Here is an 18513-nt window from a genome sequence, read left to right on the forward strand (position 1 = left end):
GCGACGGGTTGACGCAGATCAAGAAAGCGGCCGTCGCCTCAGTCGGCTTCCACCGTGAGGCCGACTGGCCGGGCCGAGGCCTCCAGCCAGTGGAGCAGGCTGCCGGCAAGGCTGCGCGGGATGGCGAGGGTCACCGTGGCGCGGTCATCGCTCATCCACAGCGTGACGCCGACATGGGCGATGGCCGTCACGGCGACATCGTCGGCAGCGAAGGCGGCGGGGTGGAGGTCGAGGCGCAGGCCCTTCTCCAGCACATCCACGAGACGCGGTCCGGAGAGGTCGAGGATGGCGTTGGCATCGGACTGGTCGACCACGGCGGCGAGCCCGTCCAGCGCTGCCGTGAGGTCGGCGACCAGCGCCGGCCGGTCGCCGAAGACGAGCCAGGTGCCCGGCCCGGTGCCAAGGACGGTGACGTCTCCCCCAGACGTCCGCTTCCCGCCGTCCACGACAGGCGCGCCAAGCATCCGCCCGAGTGCCGTCGCCGCGTCTGCCGCCTTGCCGCGCCGCGCGATCACAGTCGCCGCGGCGAGCCCGGCGCGCTCCACGGCTTTCAAGCCCTCGCCGCTGCCGATGCGGCGGGAGAGGCCGGCAAAGCCGCCACGGTGGGTCCAGTCGCTGACAGGATCAGCCATGGAGGCGTGCTCCTTCCGGATCGACGAAGACGGGGGATACGATGGTCGCCACCACGTCGCCTGATCGGACGGGGTCGTGGATGCGCACCTCCTCGCCATGGCGGGCCGGGCCGTTCGCCACCAGCGCCAGGGCGATCCATGAGCCGAGCGTCGGACTATAGGCCGTGGATGTCACGTAGCCCTGGTCGTGCTCGGCGGTGGGCGGCACGCCAAGCGGCAGGACATGGGCACCGGAGCGCAGGCGGACGCCGGCAACGGTCGGCTTCAGGCCGACGAGGGTCGGGCGCGAGGCCTCGTTCAGCGCGGCACGTTCGGCCATGAGGCGGCCGACATAGTCCTTCTTCTTCGACAGCATCCGGCCGAGGCCGAGGTCGCGCGCTACCGTCTGGCCGTTGAGTTCGGCGCCGGCGACATGGCCCTTCTCGATGCGCATGACGGCCAGCGCCTCCGTGCCATAGGGCGTGACGCCGAGGTCCCGGCCGGCCGCCATGAGCGCGCGCGCGAGGGCGTCGCCATAGCCGGCCGGCACGGCGATCTCATAGGCGCGCTCGCCCGAGAAGGAGATGCGGAAGAGCCGCGCGCGCGTCGGCCCGAGGGCCAGGGTGGTGCAGCCGAGATAGGGCAGGGCGGCGTCGGAGACATCCGCCTCCGGCCCGAAGAGCGCCTCGAGAAGGTCGCGCGAGCGCGGTCCGGCGACGGCGAACTGTGCCCATTGCTCGGTGACCGAGACCATCTGGACATCGAGCTCCGGCCATAGGACCTGATGGCAGAAGGCGAGGTGCTGCATGACCTTGCCGGCATTGGCGGTGGTCGTGGACATGACCCATTCGTCCGGACCCAGACGCGCCGTGGTGCCGTCGTCCATGACGAAGCCGTCCTCGCGCAGCATCAGGCCGTAGCGCACCTTGCCGACGGGCAGGGTCGAGAAGGTGTTGGCATAGACGCGGTCGAGGAAGGTGCCGACATCGGGGCCCGAGAGCGCGATCTTGCCGAGGGTCGAGACATCGCAGATGCCGACGCCCGCGCGCACGGCCTCGACCTCGCGGGTGACGCTCTGCAGCCAGTCCGTCTCGCCGGCCTTCGGGAACCATTGCGCCCGAAGCCAGGGTCCTGATTCCACGAAGATCGCGCCCTGCTCCTTGGCCCAGCCATGGGCGGGGGTGAGGCGGGTCGGCTTGAAGTCGCGGCCACGGTGGAGGCCCGCCAGCGCGCCGATGGCCACCGGCACATGTGGCGGACGGGCACGCGTTGTCCCGGTCTCCGGGATGGTGCGGCCGGTCAGCGCCGCAAGGATGGCGAGGCCGTTGACGCTGGAGGTCCGACCCTGGTCGGTGGCCATGCCGAGCGTCGTGTAGCGCTTGAGGTGCTCGACCGAGACGAAGCCTTCGCGGGCGGCGAGCGCCACATCGCTGTCGGTGACGTCGTTCTGGAGGTCGACGAAGGCCTTGCCGCGGCCGCCCTCCACATGGAACAGCGGCGCCACCGCGCAGGGCTCGTCGCCGGCGCGGAAAGCCGGCGTCTCGGCGGGCGTGTGACCGGCCTCGCGGGCGGCCTCCGCGCCGAGCCTTGCGCCGTCGGCAAGAGCCGCGGCGAGGGTGAAACGGCCGGCGGCGGCGCCGGCCACGGCGACATTCGCCGGCAGGTCGCCGGGAATGAAGGCCGCGCGCTCATCCGACCAGACGGGCTTGTGACCGAGATGGGTGGTGAGGGCGAGGTCCGGATTGAAACCGCCGGAGACAGCGAGGCCGTCCACGGCGAGGCGGCGGCGGCCATGGTCGCCGACGATGTCGATGGCCCTGAGCGACTGTCCGCCGATGGCGTCGAGCACCCGCGCGCCGAGGAAGACCGGCACGTCGCCGGCCAGCGCCCGGACCGCCTCCGGCACCTCGCGCCGCGCATCGATGATCGCGGCAAGCGGGGACCCGGCGCGGGCGAAGCTCGCGGCGGTCTGCCAGCCGTCATCGGTGGTGGTGAAGAGCGCCACTTGCCTGCCTGGCAGGGCGGCATAGCGCTCGACATAGGTCCTCATGGCGGAAGCGAGCATCACGCCTGGCCGGTCATTGCCGCCGAAGACGATGGGCCGCTCGATGGCTCCGGCGGCGAGAAGGATGCGCTTCGGCACGAGCGTCCAGAGCCGCTGTCGCGCCTCGCCGGCCGGCGTCACCGGGAGATGGTCGGTGAGCCGCTCCACTGCGCCGACCTCGCCGTCATAGAGGCCGAAGGCGCTGGTGCGGGTGAGGATGCGGACGTTGGACAGGCTCTTCAGCTCGGCTTCCACCTCGCCGGCCCAGACGGGACCGGGCATGGCGTCGACCTCGACCCGCTCGCAGAGGAGCCGTCCGCCAAGGCGGAAATCCTGGTCGACGAGGATGACCCGCGCCCCGGCGCGCCCGGCCGTGAGCGCGGCAGCAAGGCCGGCAGGGCCTGCGCCGATCACCAGCAGGTCGCAGAAGGCATGGGCCTTCTCATAGGCGTCCGGATCGGCGGCGCCGGAGAGACGACCGAGGCCCGCGGCGCGGCGGATGGCGGGCTCGTAGAGCCGCTCCCAGAGCGCCGCCGGCCACATGAAGGTCTTGTAGTAGAAGCCCGCGCCGAGGATCGGCGCAGCGAACTGGGCGATGGCCTGGATATCGAAGGCAAGCGAGGGCCAGCGGTTCTGGCTCGCCGCGTCGAGGCCGGGATGGAGCTCGATGGTGGTGGCGCGGGTGTTGGGCTCGCGCCGGGGGCCACGGCCCTTCTCGACCAGCGCGTTCGGCTCCTCCGGCCCCGCCGAGACGATGCCGCGGGGGCGGTGATACTTGAACGAGCGGCCGACGAGACGGATGCCGTTCGCCACCAGCGCCGAGGCCAGCGTGTCACCGGCATGGCCGGTGAGCGGCCGGCCGTCGAAGCTGAAGCCGATGGGGGTCGCGCGGTCGATCAGGCCGCCGGAGGCGAGGCGATGGCTGGTCATGCCGGGCTCCGCGTCGCGGCGAGGCGGGCGTTCGATATGGCGTGGTCGCGGGTGTCGCGTGTCACGACCAGCCAGGAGCGGCAGCCCTGCGCGTGGTACCAGAGTTCCTCCATCGGGCCGGCCGGATTGGCGCGCAGGTAGACATAATCCGCCATGGCCGCGGCGTTGCCAACCGCCGGGCGGCGCGGGGCCGCATCGCCGTGATAGGCGAATTCGGAACTGTCGCGCGGGCCGCAATAGGGGCAGGGAATGCGCATCGGGCCTCAGTGCAGGTTCGGTTGGGCGCCCTGGCCCTTCTCGTCGATGACGCGGCCGAGGGCGAAGCGGTCGAGGCGGAGCGCGGTCGCCGCCGGATGCGGCTCGTCGCGGGCGATGAGATGGGCGAAGGCATAGCCGGAGCCGGGAATGGCCTTGAAGCCGCCGTAGCACCAGCCGGTGTTGAGATAGAGCCCCTCGACCGGCGCATGGTCGATGATCGGCGAGCCGTCCATGGACATGTCCATGACGCCGCCCCAGCTGCGCAGCATCCGCGCCCGGCCGATGGCGGGCATCAGCGCCATGCCGCCCTCGCAGACATCCTCGACCACGGGCAGGTTGCCGCGCTGGGCGTAGGAATTGTAGCCGTCGATGTCGCCGCCGAAGACGAGGCCGCCCTTGTCGGACTGGCTGATGTAGAAATGGCCGGCGCCGAAGGTGATGACCCCCGGAATGATCGGCTTCAGGCCCTCGGAGACGAAGGCCTGCAGAACGTGGCTCTCGATCGGCAGGCGGAAGCCGGCCATGTCGGCCACCTGCGACGAACTCCCGGCCACCGCCATGGCAACCTTGGCGGCGCGGATCGTGCCGCGGGTCGTCTCGACGCCGGTGATGCGGCCACCTTCACGCAGGAAGCCGGTGACGGCGCAGTTCTGGACGATATCGACGCCGCGGTCGCTTGCCGCGCGGGCATAGCCCCAGGCCACCGCGTCATGGCGCACCGTGCCGCCGCGCCGCTGCAGGAGCCCGCCCTGAATGGGGAAGCGGGCATTGTCGTAGTCGAGGAAGGGATAGAGCCGGCGCACGGCCCCCTGGTCGAGGAGTTCGGCATCGATGCCGTGCAGCCGCATGGCGTTGCCGCGGCGGGCATAGGCGTCGCGCTGGGCGTCGGAATGGTAGAGGTTCAGGACGCCGCGCTGGCTGACCATGGCGTTGTAGTTGATGTCCTGCTCCAGCCCTTCCCACAGCTTCAGGGACAGTTCGTAGAGCGGGATATTGCCGGGCAGCAGGTAGTTCGAACGGATGATCGTGGTGTTGCGGCCCACATTGCCGCCGCCGATCCAGCCGCGCTCCAGCACCGCGACATTGGCGATGCCGTGGGTGCGGGCGAGGTAATAGGCGGTGGCGAGGCCGTGCCCGCCGCCGCCGATGACGATGACGTCATAGGCGGGCTTCGGCGCCGCATCCCGCCAGGCCGGCGTCCAGCGCCGGTTGCCGGTGAGCGCGCCGGCGAGAAGCGAGACGACCGAGTAGCGCATGGCGGGGCGGGTTCTCCGGAGCGGCGACGCGAGCCTTCATAGCGCCGCCTGCGGCAAGCCGCCATGCGCTGGAGGCAGGGCGGCAGCGTTGACAGGTGGCAGCCGGGATCCGCACAATCCGACAATACTGACGTATTGTTGATCGATACGACACCTCAGGACCGCGCGCCATGTCGGAAATCGCCGCCGCCTCCCGCCCCGCTCCGGTCCTCGACCTCGATCCCTATGACGACGCCGTGCTGGCCGAGCCCCATGCCATGCATGACGCGGTGCGGCGGGGAGGGCCGGTGGTGCAGCTGTCGCGCTACGGCGTCCATGCCATGGGCCGCCACCGCGACATTGGCCCTGTGCTGCAGGACTGGGAGACCTTCTCCTCCACCGGTGGGTCGGGCCTCGGCGACATCCGCAAGCCCGGCGCCTGGCGGCCGGCGAGCCCGATCGTCGAGGTCGACCCGCCCCAGCACACCCGGGTTCGGTCGGCGCTCCAGCGCGTCCTCTCGCCCGCGCTCATCCGCGCCTGGCGCGTCGATTTCGAGGCCGCTGCCGACCGGCTGGTCGCGGAGCTGGTGGAGAAGGGACGCTTCTGCGGGGTCCATGACCTTGCCGAGACCTATGTCTCCACCACCTTCCCGCCGGCCCTCGGCCTCAGGAACGGGCCGGAGGTGCGCGACAATCTCTTCCTGCTCGGCGCGCTCAACTTCGACGGCCAGGGGCCGAGGAACGCGCGGTTCGAGGAGACCCAGCGCAAGGCCGACGCCATCTGGGATTGGTACCTCGCCTCGATGCAGCGCGAGGCGATGGTCCCCGGCGGCTTCGGCGCCTCGATCTTCGCGGCTGCCGATCGCGGCGAGATCGAGCCGGAGGTGGCGCCGCTCCTCGTCCGCTCCTTCCTGCGTGGCGGGCTCGACACCACCTCCAGCATGATCTCCGCCGCGCTGTGGTACCTCGCCATGGACCCGGCCCAATGGGCGCTCCTCAGGGCCGATCCCACCCGCATCCGCACGGCCCTTGACGAGGCCATGCGGCTGGAGACGCCGATCCAGAATGTCTGCCGCCAGACCATGCGCGACGTGGTGATCGACGGCGTCGCGGTTCCGGCCGACACCAAGATCCTCATCATGCTCGGCGCAGCCAACCGCGACCCGGCGGCCTGGGAGCGGCCGGATGCCTTCGACCTCACCCGCCAGACCATGGGCCAGCTGGCGCTGGGTGCCGGCGTCCACATGTGCATCGGCCAGATGATCGCGCGCCTTGAGGGCGAAGCGGTGCTGAAGGCGATGATCGCCCGCGTGAAGACACTGGAGCTCACCGGCGAACCGACCCGCGCCCTCAACAACAACCTGCGCGCCCTCAAGACCCTGCCGCTCGCCGTCACCGCAGCGTGAGGCCGACGGTGCCTGACGGATGGCGAGGCGCGTGCTAAAGGGCGCCCGTTGCGCCCGTCCTCCGTCGAGAGCCATGACCCAAGCGATCCTTCCCCATGCCGATGTCGTCATCCTCGGCGCCGGCCAGGCCGGCCTGCAGGCGGCGCTGTCGCTGCGCGAGGAGGGCTTCACCGGCACGATCCAGATGATCGGCGATGAAAAGGCGCTGCCCTACCAGCGGCCTCCGCTCTCCAAGGGCTTCCTGCTCGGCCAGGTTGGCGAGGAGGCGCTGGAGCTGCGCCCCCAGGCCATGCTCGACAAGCTCGATATCCGCCTCGCTATCGGCGTGTCCGGCACCGGCATCAACCGCGCGGCGCGCCGCCTCGCGCTCTCCGACGGTGGCGTCTGCGGCTATGGTCATCTCATTCTCGCCACGGGATCGCGGGTGCGGCTGTGGTCTGGCGAAGGTGCGGACCTTGAGGGCGTCGCCACCTTGCGGACGCTCGCGGACGCCCGCGCGCTTGGCGCCCGGCTGCAGGCGGCGACAGATGTTGTTGTGATCGGCGCCGGCTTCATCGGCCTCGAATTCGCAGCCGTTGCCGCCAAGCGCGGCAAGCGCGTCCATGTCGTCGAGGCCGCCGACCGGGTCATGGCGCGGGCGGTGACGCCGGCCATTTCGGCTTTCTTCCGCGAGCGCCACGAGATTGCCGGCGTGCAGTTCCGCTTCGGTGCGAAGCTCTTGCGCATCGCCGGCCGCGATGGCCGGGTTGCGGGCGTTGAGCTGGATGGCGGCGAGCACCTTGCCGCCGATCTCGTCCTTGTCGGCATCGGCGGCATTCCGAACGCCGAACTCGCCGCGGCCGCCGGCCTTGCGGTCGAGAACGGCGTGGTGGTGGACGAGATGATGGCCACCGCCGACCCGCATATCTCGGCCATCGGCGATTGCTGCAGCCATCCCAATGTCTTCGCGGGCAGCCGTATCCGGCTGGAATCCGTGCAGAACGCCATCGACCAGGGCCGCACCATCGCGGTCCGCCTCGCCGGCAAGCCGCAGCCCTATCGCGCCGTGCCGTGGTTCTGGTCTGACCAGGGTGACCTGAAGCTGCAGATGGCGGGTTTCACCACGGGTTTCGACCACCAGGTAACGATTGGCGCGCCAGATGAGGCCCGCTTCTCGCTGCTGGCCTTCCGGGGTGGCGTGCTCATCGGCATCGAGTCGGTGAACCGTCCCGCCGACAACATGCTGGCACGCCGCATCCTTGCCCTTGCCGAGCCGGTGACCCTGGCGGCCAGCGAGGCCGCAGGCCACGACCTCAAGGCGCTCGCCATGTCGGCGCGCCCTGCGTGATCCCCCGCAGCTTGTAACGCATCGCGTTCCGGTGGTATCGGCTCGCAATACGCGCGCGTCGGGCCCTCAGAACACCGCCCGCGCCGGAGGAACCCGTTGGGGCGGTGAAGGATGAAGAAGACTGCCGGCACCGGTGCCGTCGATGAGCGCCTTTTCCTCCAGTCGGTTGCCCGCGCACTCGACGTGCTGGAAGCCTTTGCCCAGAGCCCGCGGCCGAAGTCGCTCGGCGAGATTGCCGCCGCGACCGGGGTCAACAAAAGCGCAGCCCAGCGCATCGGCCAGACGCTGCTGGCGCGGGGCTATCTCGAACGCTCGGAGAATGGCCGCCTGACCCTCGGCCGCCGGCTGCTCGACCGGTCCTTCGACTATCTGCGCTCCAACCCGCTGGTGGAGCGGGCGACGCCGGTGCTCATGGACCTGCGCAAGCTCACCGGCGAGCGCGTCGACCTCAGCCTCTTCGACCAGGAGACGACGGTCTACGCCATCCGGCTGCAGAGCAAGCGCGAGACCTTCTACGCGACGCTGCCGGGCCGGCGCATCCCGACCTTCCTGTCGTCCGGCGGGCGCGCCTGCCTCGCCCAGCTGCCCGACGCCGAAGTCGAGGAGATCCTCGCCCGCTCGGAGCTGCGCGCCTTCACGCCGAAATCGCGCATCACCCTGCCGGAGGTGTGGGAGAAGATCCGCGAGGCGCGGGCAGATGGCTATTCCTGGGCCGCCGAGGAGGCGCTGATCGGCGAGGTCGTGCTCTCCGCCGCCGTGCTCGACGGCATGCGTCGGCCGATCGGCGCGGTCCATATCGCCGGCTCCTTGAGCGAATGGTCGATCGAGGATTTCCGCCGCCGCTTCTCGCCTCTCGCCATCGAGGCGGCCCGCGCCCTGAGCGGCTGAGACTGGCCGTTCCGCTTGCCGGCCTGCATCAGCGGCAGGCCTCCCATGCTCGCTTCCACAGCGTTTGACAGGCCCCGGTGAGGCCTCTCACACTGGCGATATAGCCGTATCGTTCGGCGATACGCGGAGGCTCGCCATGGGCATGAGCGGTCGGGGTCGCTTCGAGGGCCGCGTTGCGGCCATCACCGGGGCCGGTGGGGCACTGGGCCGTGCCTCGGCCGTCGCACTCGTCGCGGAGGGCGCCAAGCTCGCCCTGTTCGATCGCGATCCCGCAGCCCTCGCCGAGACCGCCGCCCTCTGCCCCGGCGCCATCACCGTCACGGGCGACGCGAGTTCATCTGCCGACGTGAAGCACTTCGCCGAGACGGCGCGGGCGCAGTTGGGGCCGGTGGAGCTGCTGGTCGCGGCGGCGGGCGTCATCGGTCCGTCCAAGATCGCCATCGACGTGGAGGAGGACGAGTTCGACCGCGTCTTCGCCATCAATGTGAAGGGCTCGTGGCTGGCGGCGAAACACATCATTCCGCAAATGCGCGAGGCGGGCCGCGGCGCGGTGGTGCTGTTCTCCTCGACCGCCGGCCTGCAGGGCTCGCCGCTCTATTCGGCTTACTCCGCCTCGAAGGGCGCGGTGACGCTGCTGACCAAAAGCCTCGCCCTGAACCACGCCACCGAGAACATCCGCGTCAATTGCGTCTGTCCGGGGACGATCGACAGCCCGATGCATCGCCAGGGCATGGCGAACATTGCCGATCCCGTGGTGCGGGCCGAGCGCGAGGCCTTCCAGAAGACAAAGCACCCGATGAACCGCTTCGGCCAGCCACAGGAGGTGGCCGCCGCCGTGCTCTGGCTGCTCAGCGACGAGGCCTCCTACACGACCGGCCATGCGCTGCCCGTCGATGGAGGCCGCCTTGCCTGACGCGGGGCGCTTTTCGGCGAGGGGCGTCATCGTCACGGGAGCGGCGCGCGGCATCGGCGAGGCCGTGGCCGAGCGCTTCGTGCGGGAGGGCGCGCGGGTGCTGCTCGTTGACGTGCTGCCCGAGGTGGAGGCGACCGCTGCCCGGCTCGGCCAGCCGTGGCTCCTTCAGGACGTCGCGGCGCCGGGCGCCGGCGAGGCCATTGCGACTCACGCGCTCACCGCCCTCGGCCGCATCGACGTGCTGGTCAACAATGCCGGGATTGGCGGCTCGAAGCGGCTCGCAGACAGCGACGACGCGCTGATCGACCGGTTCCTCGCCACCAACCTCGCCGCCGTGCTGAAGGTGACGCGCGGGGTGCTGCCGCACCTGCCGCGGCCGGGTGGGCGGATCATCAATGTCTCGTCGATCTTCGGCATCACCGGCTATCCCGGCACCACCGCCTATGCGGTGGCCAAGGCCGGCGTCGCCCAGTTCACCCGCCAGCTTGCCGGCGAGCTCGCGCCGGAGGGCATCCTCGTCAATGCCGTGGCGCCCGGCCTCATCGCCACGCCGATGACCACGGGCCATCGCCAGAACGCGCTCTATACCCGGCTCATCGTCGAGGGCACGCCGGTCGAGCGCCTCGGCACGCCCGCCGACATTGCCGGCCCCGTCGCCTTCCTCGCCTCGGAGGATGCGGCTTTCGTCACCGGTGTCGTGATGCCCGTCGATGGCGGCTTCCTCGCCGCCCGCCACGGCAAGGTTTGAATCTTCAAGGGAGAGACGTGATGCATGACATGAGCGTCAAATGGCCGAACGGCGCCCGCTGCGCCGTCATGCTGACCTTCGACTTCGATGCCGAGACGCTGTGGACGTCGCGCGACCCGGACAATGCCCGCCGTCCCGGCGTGCTCAGCCAGGGCCGCTATGGCGCCAAGGTCGGCGTGCCGAAGATCCTCGACACGCTGCGCGACGAGGGCATCAAATCGACCTTCTTCGTGCCCGGCTGGACAGCGGAGAACCACACCGACCGGGTGGAGATGATCCTCAAGGACGGCCACGAGGTCGCCCACCATTCCTATTCCCACCGCTGGGTGAGCGATGATCCGGCGGCCGAGGTCGAGGAGATGGAGAAGGGGCTGGAAGCGCTGAAGCGCACCGTCGGCGTGGTGCCGAAAGGCTACCGGTCGCCCGCCGGCGAGGTCTCGGAAGGGCTCTTCAAGCTCTTGAAGAAGCACAACTTCCTCTATGATTCCTCGCTGATGGACGACATCAACCCCTATCGGCACATCATGCCGGACGGCTCCAAGGGCGTGATCGAGCTGCCCTGGCACTGGTCGCTGGACGATGCGCCCTTCGCGCTGTTCTCGGTGAAGACGCCGCGGCCGATCTTCACCAACGAGCACATGCTCAGCGTCTACAAGGAAGAGTTCCGCGAGATCTACAAGTGGGGGGGGCTCTTCGACATGATCTTCCACCCGCAGGTGGGCGGCCGGCCGAGCCGCATCGCACTGATCCGCGAGCTCATCGCCTTCATCCGCACCTTCCCCAATGTGTGGTTCGCCACCGGCGCCGAGGTGGCGGAGGCCTGGTCGGCGGCCCACGAGACCGACTGATCCGGCGGCATCACACGGGGCCGGGCCGGCATTGCTGGCCTGCCCTTCGCCTGCGTTGACAGGCCGGGGGGGCCTCCCTAACCGTTGCGCCCCAAGTGAAAGGCGCCGGGCAACGGCGCGGCACGGGGCTGGGAGGGAGCCCGGAGGCAGCGGCGGCGCCAGGCGCGCGCCGCACCGGCGATGCCGGACCTCCGCCCGTCCACCCCTTGATGCGGCATCGTCCGCGGGTGGAGAGGCTCGATGAGCGACAATGAGATGACGGGCGGCGAAGCCCTGGCGCGGATGATCCTCGCCTTTGACGGCGGCCCGATGTTCGGCATGGGCGGTTTCCAGCTGCTGCCCTTCTATGACGCCGCCCGCCGCCTCGGCCTCAAGCACAACCTCATCAACGACGAGCGCGCCGGCTGCTTCGCCGCTGACGCTTATGCCAAGGTCACCGGCCGTGTCGGCCTGGTCGACGCCACCCTTGGACCTGGCGCGACCAATCTCGTCACGGGCCTCATCGAGGCGCTGAATGCCGGCACGCCCATGGTCGCCATCGTCGGCGACACCCACCGCGACCATTCCTGGAAGAACATGACCCAGGAGAGCCGGCAGCTCGACATCCTCCGGCCCTGCGCCAAGGAGGTCATCCGCGTCGAGGCGATCCACCGCATCCCCGAGCTGATGCGCCGCGCCTTCGCGGTGGCGACGACCGGCCGGCCGGGCCCGGTCATCGTCGATGTGCCGGAGGATATCTGCCACGGCACCCACGGCTTCACCGACGATGACTTCCGCGTCGATCCCGCCCATGGCGGGGCGCCGGCGCTCCGCTGCCGCCCGGACGGGGCGTCGCTGGCCAAGGCCGCCGATCTCCTTGCCGGTGCCAGCCGGCCGATCGTGCTCGCCGGCGGTGGCGTGCACCTGTCGGGCGCGGCGGCGACGCTGCAGCGCTTCGCCGAGACCTTCTCGATCCCCGTCGCCCATACCATGACCGGCAAGGGCGCCATCGCCTGCACCAGCCCGCTCTCGGCGGGCCTTTTCGGCCGCTATGACCGTATCGCCAACGGGCTGATCGAGGAGAGCGACCTCATCCTCGTCATCGGTTGCAAGCTCGGCGAGATCGCCACCAAGCGCTTCACCGTGCCGCCGAAGGGCAAGCGCATCATCCATCTCGACATCGTCGCCGAGGAGTTCGGCCGCACCGTGCAGCCGGAGATCGTGCTGTGGGGCGATGCCAAGCTCGGGATCGAGGACCTCGCCGCGGCGCTGGCGCCGAAGGCGGAGGCGATCCGCGCGCGCCTTGCGCCTTACGCCGCCGAGGTGCCGCAGCGCATGGCCGCCTGGCGCGCCGACGTGTCGGAGAAGCTCAATTCCGACGAGGTGCCGGTGAGCATGGGTCGGCTGATGACCGAGATCAACGCGGTGCTGCCGGCCGACGGGTTCCTCGTCGCCGATGGTGGCTTCGCGGCCCATTGGGGCGGACTCCTGTTCGACACCAAGCAGCCCGGCCGCTCCTTCGTGCCGGATCGCGGCTTCGCCTCCATCGGCTACGGCCTGCCCGGCGCCATGGGCGTCGCCATGGGCGCGCCGGGCAAGAAGGTCATCGGCCTCACCGGCGATGGCGGCTTCAACATGATGCTGGGCGAGATCGAGACGGCGCGGCGCATGGGGCTCGACCTCACCATCGTCGTCGTCAACAACGCCGCCTCTGGCTACGTCAAGGCGCTGCAGCACCTCGTCTATGGGCCGGGCGCCTACCATGCCTCGGACCTCGCCGAGACCAACTATGCCGATGCCGCCAAGGCGCTCGGCTGCCACGGCATCCGCGTCGAGGACCCCGGCACGTTGCGCGCCGCGCTTCAGGAAGCGCTGGCGACCAAGGGGCCCTCGGTGGTCGACGTGGTGGTTACCCGCGACCCCGCCAAGATGCTGCCCGGCGTCGACAACCGTGCCGCCGCCAAGATGAAGAAGGGCGACCGTCCCGCCTGAGCCGCGGGACCTTCCCGCGCTCTGCGGCGTTGTGCCGGCGCGCCGCCCGTGACCTGATGGTCGCGGCGGATCGCCGGCGCGCGATGCGGAGGACCCCTTGAGCACCGGACTGATCGCCCTTCTGGACGACATCGCCGCCCTCGCCAAGGTGGCGGCGGTGACGCTCGACGACGCGGCCGCGCAGGCCACCAAGGCCGGCGCCAAGGCCGCGGGCATCGTCATCGACGACGCCGCCGTCACGCCGCGCTACGCGGTGGGCTTCGCCGCGGCGCGGGAGCTGCCCATCGTCGGCAAGATCGCCATCGGCTCCGTCAAGAACAAGCTCCTGTTCCTGCTGCCGGCTGCGCTCGCCCTTGCCGCCTTCGCCCCCTGGGCCATGACGCCGCTGCTGATGACCGGTGGCGCCTATCTGTGCTTCGAGGGTTTCGAGAAGGTGCTGGGCATGGTCGTGCCGCACGGCGCCGCGGCCAAGGGACCGGACCCGCTGGCCGCAGCGCCGGCCGATGCTAAGGCCCTCGAGGACCAGCGCGTCTCCAGCGCCATCCGCACCGATTTCATCCTCTCCGCCGAGATTATGGCCATCGCCCTGTCCACGATCACCGTGTCGTCCATCTGGATGCAGGCGCTCGTCCTCGCCGTGGTCGGCATCGGCATCACCATCCTCGTCTATGGGGCCGTGGCGCTGATCGTGAAGGCGGACGATGTCGGCCTCGCCCTTGCCCAGAGCGAGCGGCCGGTGAGCGGCCTCCGCGAGGTGATCCGCGGCCGGCCGACGGGCCTTGCGCCGCGGGAGCCAACGGGCGCCGACCACGCCGTCGCCCATCTCACGCAGCCGGTCGGCCGAGTGCTGGTGGCGGGCATGCCGCATTTCCTGAAAGGTCTCAGCCTTGTCGGCACGCTGGCCATGCTGTGGGTGGGCGGAGGCATCGTCGTGCACGGTCTTGCCGGCTACGGGTTCGCCGGCCCGGAACATGTCATCCACGCCGTCGCGGTCGCCGTAGCGGCGATCGTGCCCCCGGCCAAGGGTGCGGTCGAATGGCTGGTGACCGCCGTGGGATCGGGCCTCGTCGGTCTGGCTCTGGGCGGGATCGTGGCCCTTGCCATGCATGTCATCGTCAGGCCCCTGCTCCACCGTGGCGGCAAGGCCGGTGCGGGTCACTGACCCGCTCGCTGCGTCGAATCCCGGCAGCTCCGCGGTGAGTTGCCCTATGATTGGGCGCTGCACCCCCTGATTGTACACAATTCCGCGGCCTCGCGGCTGGCCCGCTCCTTGCTGGTGTCCTGACACTCGCCGAGAGGTCATCCGCCGCGGAGCGCGTGTCATGCGCCAGGCCACCATTGCCGCCGATCCGGCCCCCGTCACGGTCGATCTCGACCGCACGGCCGTCATCGTCATCGACATGCAGCGCGACTTCCTGGAGCCCGGCGGCTTCGGCGAGGCGCTCGGCAATGAGGTGGCGAAACTCCAGCGCGCCGTGCCGCCCATCGCCCGCCTGCTCGCCGGGTCCCGGGCGGCGGGCCTCCTCGTCATCCACACCCGCGAGGGCCACCGTCCCGACCTCACCGACGCGCCGCCGCTGAAGGTCGAGCGTGGCGACCCGTCCATGCGCATCGGTGCCCGCGGGCCGATGGGCCGCATCCTGATCCGCGGCGAGCCCGGCCATGACATCGTGCCGGAGCTTGCGCCCGTCGCCGGCGAGCCGGTGATCGACAAGCCCGGCAAGGGCGCCTTCTACGAGACCGACCTCGAACTCATCCTGCGCAACCGGCGGATCGAGACGCTTATCGTTTGTGGCGTCACCACGGAGGTCTGCGTCCACACCACGGTGCGCGAGGCCAACGACCGCGGCTTCCGTTGCCTCGTGCCGGGCGATGCCTGCGCCTCCTATTTCGACGAGTTCCATGCGGTGGGCCTGAAGATGATCGCCGCCCAGGGCGGCATCTTCGGCTCGGTCACGACCACGGAGGCCGTCACCGCAGCGCTTTGACATCCTGACCTTGAGAGGGGAGACGAGCATGGCCATGACCGACACGGCCGCTTCACGCGGCCAGCCTGCCTTGTGGACGCCGGGCGACTGGAACGCCTTCTTCGGCTTCGGCACCAACATCCTCGTCAACATGCTGGTGCTGACCGGCCTGCTGCGCTTCGTGCTGAAGATGCCGGACAGCCTCGTCTTCGGCCGCATCCTCCCGGCCCTCGGCCTGATGATGGCCCTGTCGACTATGTACTATGCCTATCTCGCCTGGAAGCTCGCCAAGGAGACCGGCCGCTCGGACGTCTGCGCGCTGCCCTCGGGCGTGAGCGTGCCGCACATGTTCATCGTCACCTTCGTGATCATGCTGCCCATCTCGATCTCGACCGGCGATCCGATCAAGGGCTGGGAGGCGGGCCTTGCCTGGGTGTTCATCCAGTCGGTCATCCTGATGGTCGGCGGCTTCATCGCCCCCTACATCCGCAAGGTGACGCCGCGGGCGGCCCTACTCGGCACGCTGGCCGGCGTCTCCATCGCCTTCATCTCCATGCGCCCGGCCATGGAAATGTACATGACGCCGGTGATCGGCCTCACCTGCTTTGCCATCATCATGCTCTCGTGGTTCGGCGGTTTCCGCTATCCGCGCGGCATCCCCGCCGGCCTCGTCGCCATTGCTGCGGGCATGCTCATCGCCTGGGCCTCGGTGCTCATCGGCCAGCCCATCGGCGGCGTCGGCTTCGACAAGCTCGGCCAGGCCTTCTCGAGCTTCGGCTTCTCGCTGCCGATCCCGGCCATCGGCCACACCTTCTCGGGCTTCCAGTTCCTCGGGATCATCCTCGTCACCGCCATTCCCTTCGGCATCTATGACCTCGTCGAGGCCATGGACAATGTGGAGAGCGCCGAGGCGGCCGGCGACCACTATCCGACGACGAAGGTGCTCAGCGCCGATGGCGTCGTGTCGATGATCGGCTGCCTGATGGGCAACCCCTTCATCAACGCGGTCTATATCGGCCATCCCGGCTGGAAGGCGATGGGCGGGCGCATCGGCTATTCGGCGCTGACCGGCGTCATGGTGCTGGCGCTCGCCTGGTTCGGCATCATCGCACTGCTGACAGCCCTCATCCCCGTCGTCGCCATTGCGCCGATCCTGCTCTACATCGGCATGCTGATCGGCGCTCAGGCCTTCCAGACGACGCCGTCGAGCCACGCGCCGGCCGTCGTGCTGGCGCTGACCCCGCATCTCGCGGCCTGGGCCAAGGTGCTGATCGACGGGGCGCTGGGGGCCGCCGGCACCAATGCCGCAGCCGTCGGCCTCGACAAGATGGCGCAGGTCGGCGTGCTCTATCACGGGCTGGAGATCATGGGCGGCGGTGCCATCATCACGGGCCTCGTGCTCGGCGCCATCGGCGTCTTCGTCATCGAGAAGAAGTTCGTCGAGGCGGCGATGTTCTCGGCGGCAGGCGCTGCGCTGACCTTCTTCGGCTTCATGCACGGCGAGGCGGTGGGCTTTGCCAAGTCGCCCGCCGTGGCCGTCGCCTACCTCATGGTGGCAGCGCTGCTCTATGCCGCCTCGCGCCAGCCGGCGACATCAGAGGACAAGCCGAAACTCGCCGCCCAACCCGCCGAATAGGCCAGCGACGGGGCGGCGGGACCATGGTCCCTGCCGCCCCCGCATCGTTCAGTCGTTGAAGTTCACCACCGCCTTCTCCGACCGCTCGTCCGCATAGTACGGATACACCGCGTAATCGCGGATGAAGTGGAGCGAGATGTAGAAGGAGATGCGGTTGTCGTCGCCGCTGTTCGAAATGCCACGGTGGATGGTGCCGCGGCCCATGTAGAGCACCGACATGGGCTTGGCGACGATCTGGTGGACCTGCAGGTGGTCGACATGGCGCGCCAGCGCGTCGACATCCACATGGTCGACATTCGAGGCCACCGCCTCCAGCGCCTCGTCCGGCGTGTCGTGGGGAAGCGTGATGAACTGGGTGGCGTTGCGGTCGGTGAACTGCGTCAGCGGGATCCAGACGGCGGCGGCATCGGTGGTTTAGTCGACGTGCCAGACCTGCGGCTTCGACCCGATCGGGTTCACCACGAAGCCGTAGCCATCCATGATGGCGCCCTTCTCGGCATAGAGCGCCGCGGCCGTCTCGCACCAGGCGTGGAGCTCGGCGGCGAGCGCCTTGTCGGAGAGCTCCATGGCGTCGCCCTCGTCGTCCTCCTGCCAGATGTTCATCCAGCAGATTTCCCTGGCGGCGATCTGCTGGTCCCACGCGGCGCCCATGGAGCGCTTGAGGTCCTCGTAGGCGCGGGTGAGCAGGGGCCGGGCCTCGTGCGGCACCTGGCCCACATAGCGGAAGCCCATGAGTTCGGGCTTCAGTTTGACATAGTCGCGATCGTCCATCGTGCGCTGCTCCGTTCAACCGAAGGTCGATGCCGCCCGCAGGACAGGCAGCACCTTTGGCATGAACCGAGCGTGAAGGGACTTTGTTGCAGTGCTTCGACAGGACCGCGGCGCGATGGAGTCGAGCCGCGGCGCCTGTGTATCAGAAGGTCACGACCGAGCGGATCGAGGTGCCCTCGTGCATCAGGTCGAAGGCTGTGTTGATCTCGTCCAGCGGCATGGTGTGGGTGATCAGGCTGTCGATGTCGATCTTCCCCTCCATGTACCAGTCGACGATCTTCGGCACGTCGGTGCGGCCGCGCGCGCCGCCGAAGGCCGAGCCCTTCCAGACGCGGCCGGTGACCAGCTGGAACGGCCGGGTGGAGATCTCGGTGCCCGACGGCGCGACGCCGATGATGATGCTCTCGCCCCAGCCCCGGTGGCAGCATTCCAGCGCCTGGCGCATGGTGTGGATGTTGCCGATGCACTCGAAGGAGAAATCGGCGCCGCCGCCGGTGAGATCCACCACCGCCTGCACGACCTTGTCGCGGCCGACCTCATCCGGATTGATGAAGTGGGTCATGCCGAACTTCTTGGCCATCTCGGCCTTGGCCGGATTGAGGTCGATGCCGATGATCTTGTCGGCCCCGACCATGCGGGCGCCCTGGATGACATTGAGGCCGATGCCGCCGAGGCCGAAGACCACGACATTGGCGCCGGGCCAGACCTTGGCCGTCCAGATCACCGCGCCGAGGCCGGTGGTCACGCCGCAGCCGATGTAGCAGATCTTGTCGAACGGGGCGTCCTCGCGGACCTTCGCCACCGCGATCTCCGGCAGGACCGTGAAGTTCGAGAAGGTCGAGCAGCCCATGTAGTGGCAGATGTCGTTGCGGCGGCGGCCGCCGACCGGCGCGCAGGTGACGCGCGTGGTCAGGTCGGGCATGAGGCCCTGGCCCTGCGTGCCACGGCTGGCGGTGCAGA

The 18513-nt window shown here is 69.6% G+C and carries 17 protein-coding genes; 10 read left to right on the forward strand and 7 right to left on the reverse strand.

The genetic code is table 11. The features are described from left to right. Positions 1-38: 38 nt before the first annotated feature. The 4 genes from O9344_RS18730 to O9344_RS18745 are packed head-to-tail and all read right to left on the reverse strand — an operon-like array spanning position 39 to position 5099. A complete protein-coding gene (locus O9344_RS18730; protein ID WP_298480930.1) occupies positions 39-632 on the reverse strand; it encodes a sarcosine oxidase subunit gamma family protein in 594 nt (197 codons plus the stop codon). Beyond that, positions 625-3585: a sarcosine oxidase subunit alpha family protein gene (locus tag O9344_RS18735; protein WP_298480932.1), complete on the reverse strand. Its 2961-nt coding sequence runs from the start codon at positions 3583-3585 to the stop codon at positions 625-627. Before O9344_RS18735 ends, O9344_RS18730 begins: the two co-directional genes overlap by 8 nt. Then, positions 3582-3842, reverse strand: a complete 261-nt coding sequence (locus O9344_RS18740) for a sarcosine oxidase subunit delta (protein WP_298480934.1) — start codon at positions 3840-3842, stop codon at positions 3582-3584. Before O9344_RS18740 ends, O9344_RS18735 begins: the two co-directional genes overlap by 4 nt. A 6-nt stretch (positions 3843-3848) precedes the next feature. Beyond that, positions 3849-5099, reverse strand: a complete 1251-nt coding sequence (locus O9344_RS18745; RefSeq protein ID WP_298480936.1) for a sarcosine oxidase subunit beta family protein — start codon at positions 5097-5099, stop codon at positions 3849-3851. A 170-nt stretch (positions 5100-5269) separates the two neighbouring features. On the opposite strand from O9344_RS18745, the gene O9344_RS18750 reads away from it, so the two are divergent. The 10 genes from O9344_RS18750 (at position 5270) to O9344_RS18795 (ending at position 16782) form a co-directional block, all read left to right on the forward strand. Then, positions 5270-6484 (forward strand): cytochrome P450, encoded by a 1215-nt coding sequence (locus O9344_RS18750; protein ID WP_298480938.1) that lies wholly within the window; start codon positions 5270-5272, stop codon positions 6482-6484. A gap of 73 nt (positions 6485-6557) precedes the next feature. Then, positions 6558-7811 (forward strand): FAD-dependent oxidoreductase, encoded by a 1254-nt coding sequence (locus O9344_RS18755; RefSeq protein ID WP_298480939.1) that lies wholly within the window; start codon positions 6558-6560, stop codon positions 7809-7811. Positions 7812-7922: 111 nt separating this feature from the next. Then, on the forward strand, positions 7923-8699 hold the full coding sequence (locus O9344_RS18760; RefSeq protein ID WP_298480940.1) for an IclR family transcriptional regulator: 777 nt from the start codon (positions 7923-7925) through the stop codon (positions 8697-8699). A gap of 142 nt (positions 8700-8841) precedes the next feature. Then, a complete protein-coding gene (locus O9344_RS18765; protein ID WP_298480941.1) occupies positions 8842-9612 on the forward strand; it encodes an SDR family oxidoreductase in 771 nt (256 codons plus the stop codon). After that, positions 9605-10360 carry an SDR family NAD(P)-dependent oxidoreductase gene (locus O9344_RS18770; protein WP_298480942.1) on the forward strand — a complete coding sequence of 252 codons (756 nt, stop codon included), beginning with the start codon at positions 9605-9607 and terminating at the stop codon, positions 10358-10360. The genes O9344_RS18765 and O9344_RS18770 overlap by 8 nt, the downstream gene beginning before the upstream one ends. A 29-nt stretch (positions 10361-10389) precedes the next feature. Beyond that, positions 10390-11208 carry a polysaccharide deacetylase gene (locus O9344_RS18775; protein ID WP_298480943.1) on the forward strand — a complete coding sequence of 273 codons (819 nt, stop codon included), beginning with the start codon at positions 10390-10392 and terminating at the stop codon, positions 11206-11208. Between the two features lie 240 nt (positions 11209-11448). Then, the gene (locus O9344_RS18780) at positions 11449-13179 is read left to right on the forward strand and encodes a thiamine pyrophosphate-binding protein (RefSeq protein WP_298480945.1); all 1731 of its coding nucleotides are present in this window, start codon (positions 11449-11451) and stop codon (positions 13177-13179) included. Positions 13180-13276: 97 nt separating this feature from the next. Then, entirely contained in the window at positions 13277-14341 is a 1065-nt protein-coding gene (locus O9344_RS18785; protein ID WP_298480947.1) for a DUF808 domain-containing protein, read from the forward strand. A gap of 160 nt (positions 14342-14501) precedes the next feature. Then, entirely contained in the window at positions 14502-15167 is a 666-nt protein-coding gene (locus O9344_RS18790) for an isochorismatase family cysteine hydrolase (RefSeq protein WP_298480949.1), read from the forward strand. Positions 15168-15195: 28 nt separating this feature from the next. Next, a complete protein-coding gene (locus O9344_RS18795; RefSeq protein ID WP_298480951.1) occupies positions 15196-16782 on the forward strand; it encodes a regulator in 1587 nt (528 codons plus the stop codon). Positions 16783-16830: 48 nt separating this feature from the next. On the opposite strand, the gene O9344_RS18800 is transcribed toward O9344_RS18795, so the two are convergent. The 3 genes from O9344_RS18800 to O9344_RS18810 all read right to left on the reverse strand — a co-directional run. Then, positions 16831-17088 (reverse strand): hypothetical protein, encoded by a 258-nt coding sequence (locus O9344_RS18800; RefSeq protein ID WP_298480953.1) that lies wholly within the window; start codon positions 17086-17088, stop codon positions 16831-16833. Positions 17089-17196: 108 nt separating this feature from the next. Continuing rightward, the gene (locus O9344_RS18805) at positions 17197-17553 is read right to left on the reverse strand and encodes a hypothetical protein (protein ID WP_298480954.1); all 357 of its coding nucleotides are present in this window, start codon (positions 17551-17553) and stop codon (positions 17197-17199) included. Between the two features lie 142 nt (positions 17554-17695). Then, on the reverse strand, positions 17696-18513 hold an 818-nt coding region (locus O9344_RS18810; RefSeq protein ID WP_298480956.1), incomplete at its 5' end, for a zinc-binding dehydrogenase.

It is taken from the genome of Phreatobacter sp. (assembly GCF_027532945.1).
Taxonomy (GTDB): Bacteria; Pseudomonadota; Alphaproteobacteria; order Rhizobiales; family Phreatobacteraceae; genus Phreatobacter.

Bases quoted from the DNA above. Each gene is read 5' to 3' on its own strand.
- O9344_RS18755 (WP_298480939.1), top strand. From the start codon at position 6,558: ATGACCCAAGCGATCCTTCCCCATGCCGATGTCGTCATCCTCGGCGCC.
- O9344_RS18740 (WP_298480934.1), bottom strand. From the start codon at position 3,842: ATGCGCATTCCCTGCCCCTATTGCGGCCCGCGCGACAGTTCCGAATTC.
- O9344_RS18760 (WP_298480940.1), top strand. From the start codon at position 7,923: ATGAAGAAGACTGCCGGCACCGGTGCCGTCGATGAGCGCCTTTTCCTC.
- O9344_RS18805 (WP_298480954.1), bottom strand. From the start codon at position 17,553: ATGGACGATCGCGACTATGTCAAACTGAAGCCCGAACTCATGGGCTTC.
- O9344_RS18735 (WP_298480932.1), bottom strand. From the start codon at position 3,585: ATGACCAGCCATCGCCTCGCCTCCGGCGGCCTGATCGACCGCGCGACC.
- O9344_RS18765 (WP_298480941.1), top strand. From the start codon at position 8,842: ATGAGCGGTCGGGGTCGCTTCGAGGGCCGCGTTGCGGCCATCACCGGG.
- O9344_RS18730 (WP_298480930.1), bottom strand. From the start codon at position 632: ATGGCTGATCCTGTCAGCGACTGGACCCACCGTGGCGGCTTTGCCGGC.
- O9344_RS18745 (WP_298480936.1), bottom strand. From the start codon at position 5,099: ATGCGCTACTCGGTCGTCTCGCTTCTCGCCGGCGCGCTCACCGGCAAC.
- O9344_RS18790 (WP_298480949.1), top strand. From the start codon at position 14,502: ATGCGCCAGGCCACCATTGCCGCCGATCCGGCCCCCGTCACGGTCGAT.
- O9344_RS18775 (WP_298480943.1), top strand. From the start codon at position 10,390: ATGAGCGTCAAATGGCCGAACGGCGCCCGCTGCGCCGTCATGCTGACC.
- O9344_RS18750 (WP_298480938.1), top strand. From the start codon at position 5,270: ATGTCGGAAATCGCCGCCGCCTCCCGCCCCGCTCCGGTCCTCGACCTC.
- O9344_RS18780 (WP_298480945.1), top strand. From the start codon at position 11,449: ATGAGCGACAATGAGATGACGGGCGGCGAAGCCCTGGCGCGGATGATC.
- O9344_RS18795 (WP_298480951.1), top strand. From the start codon at position 15,196: ATGGCCATGACCGACACGGCCGCTTCACGCGGCCAGCCTGCCTTGTGG.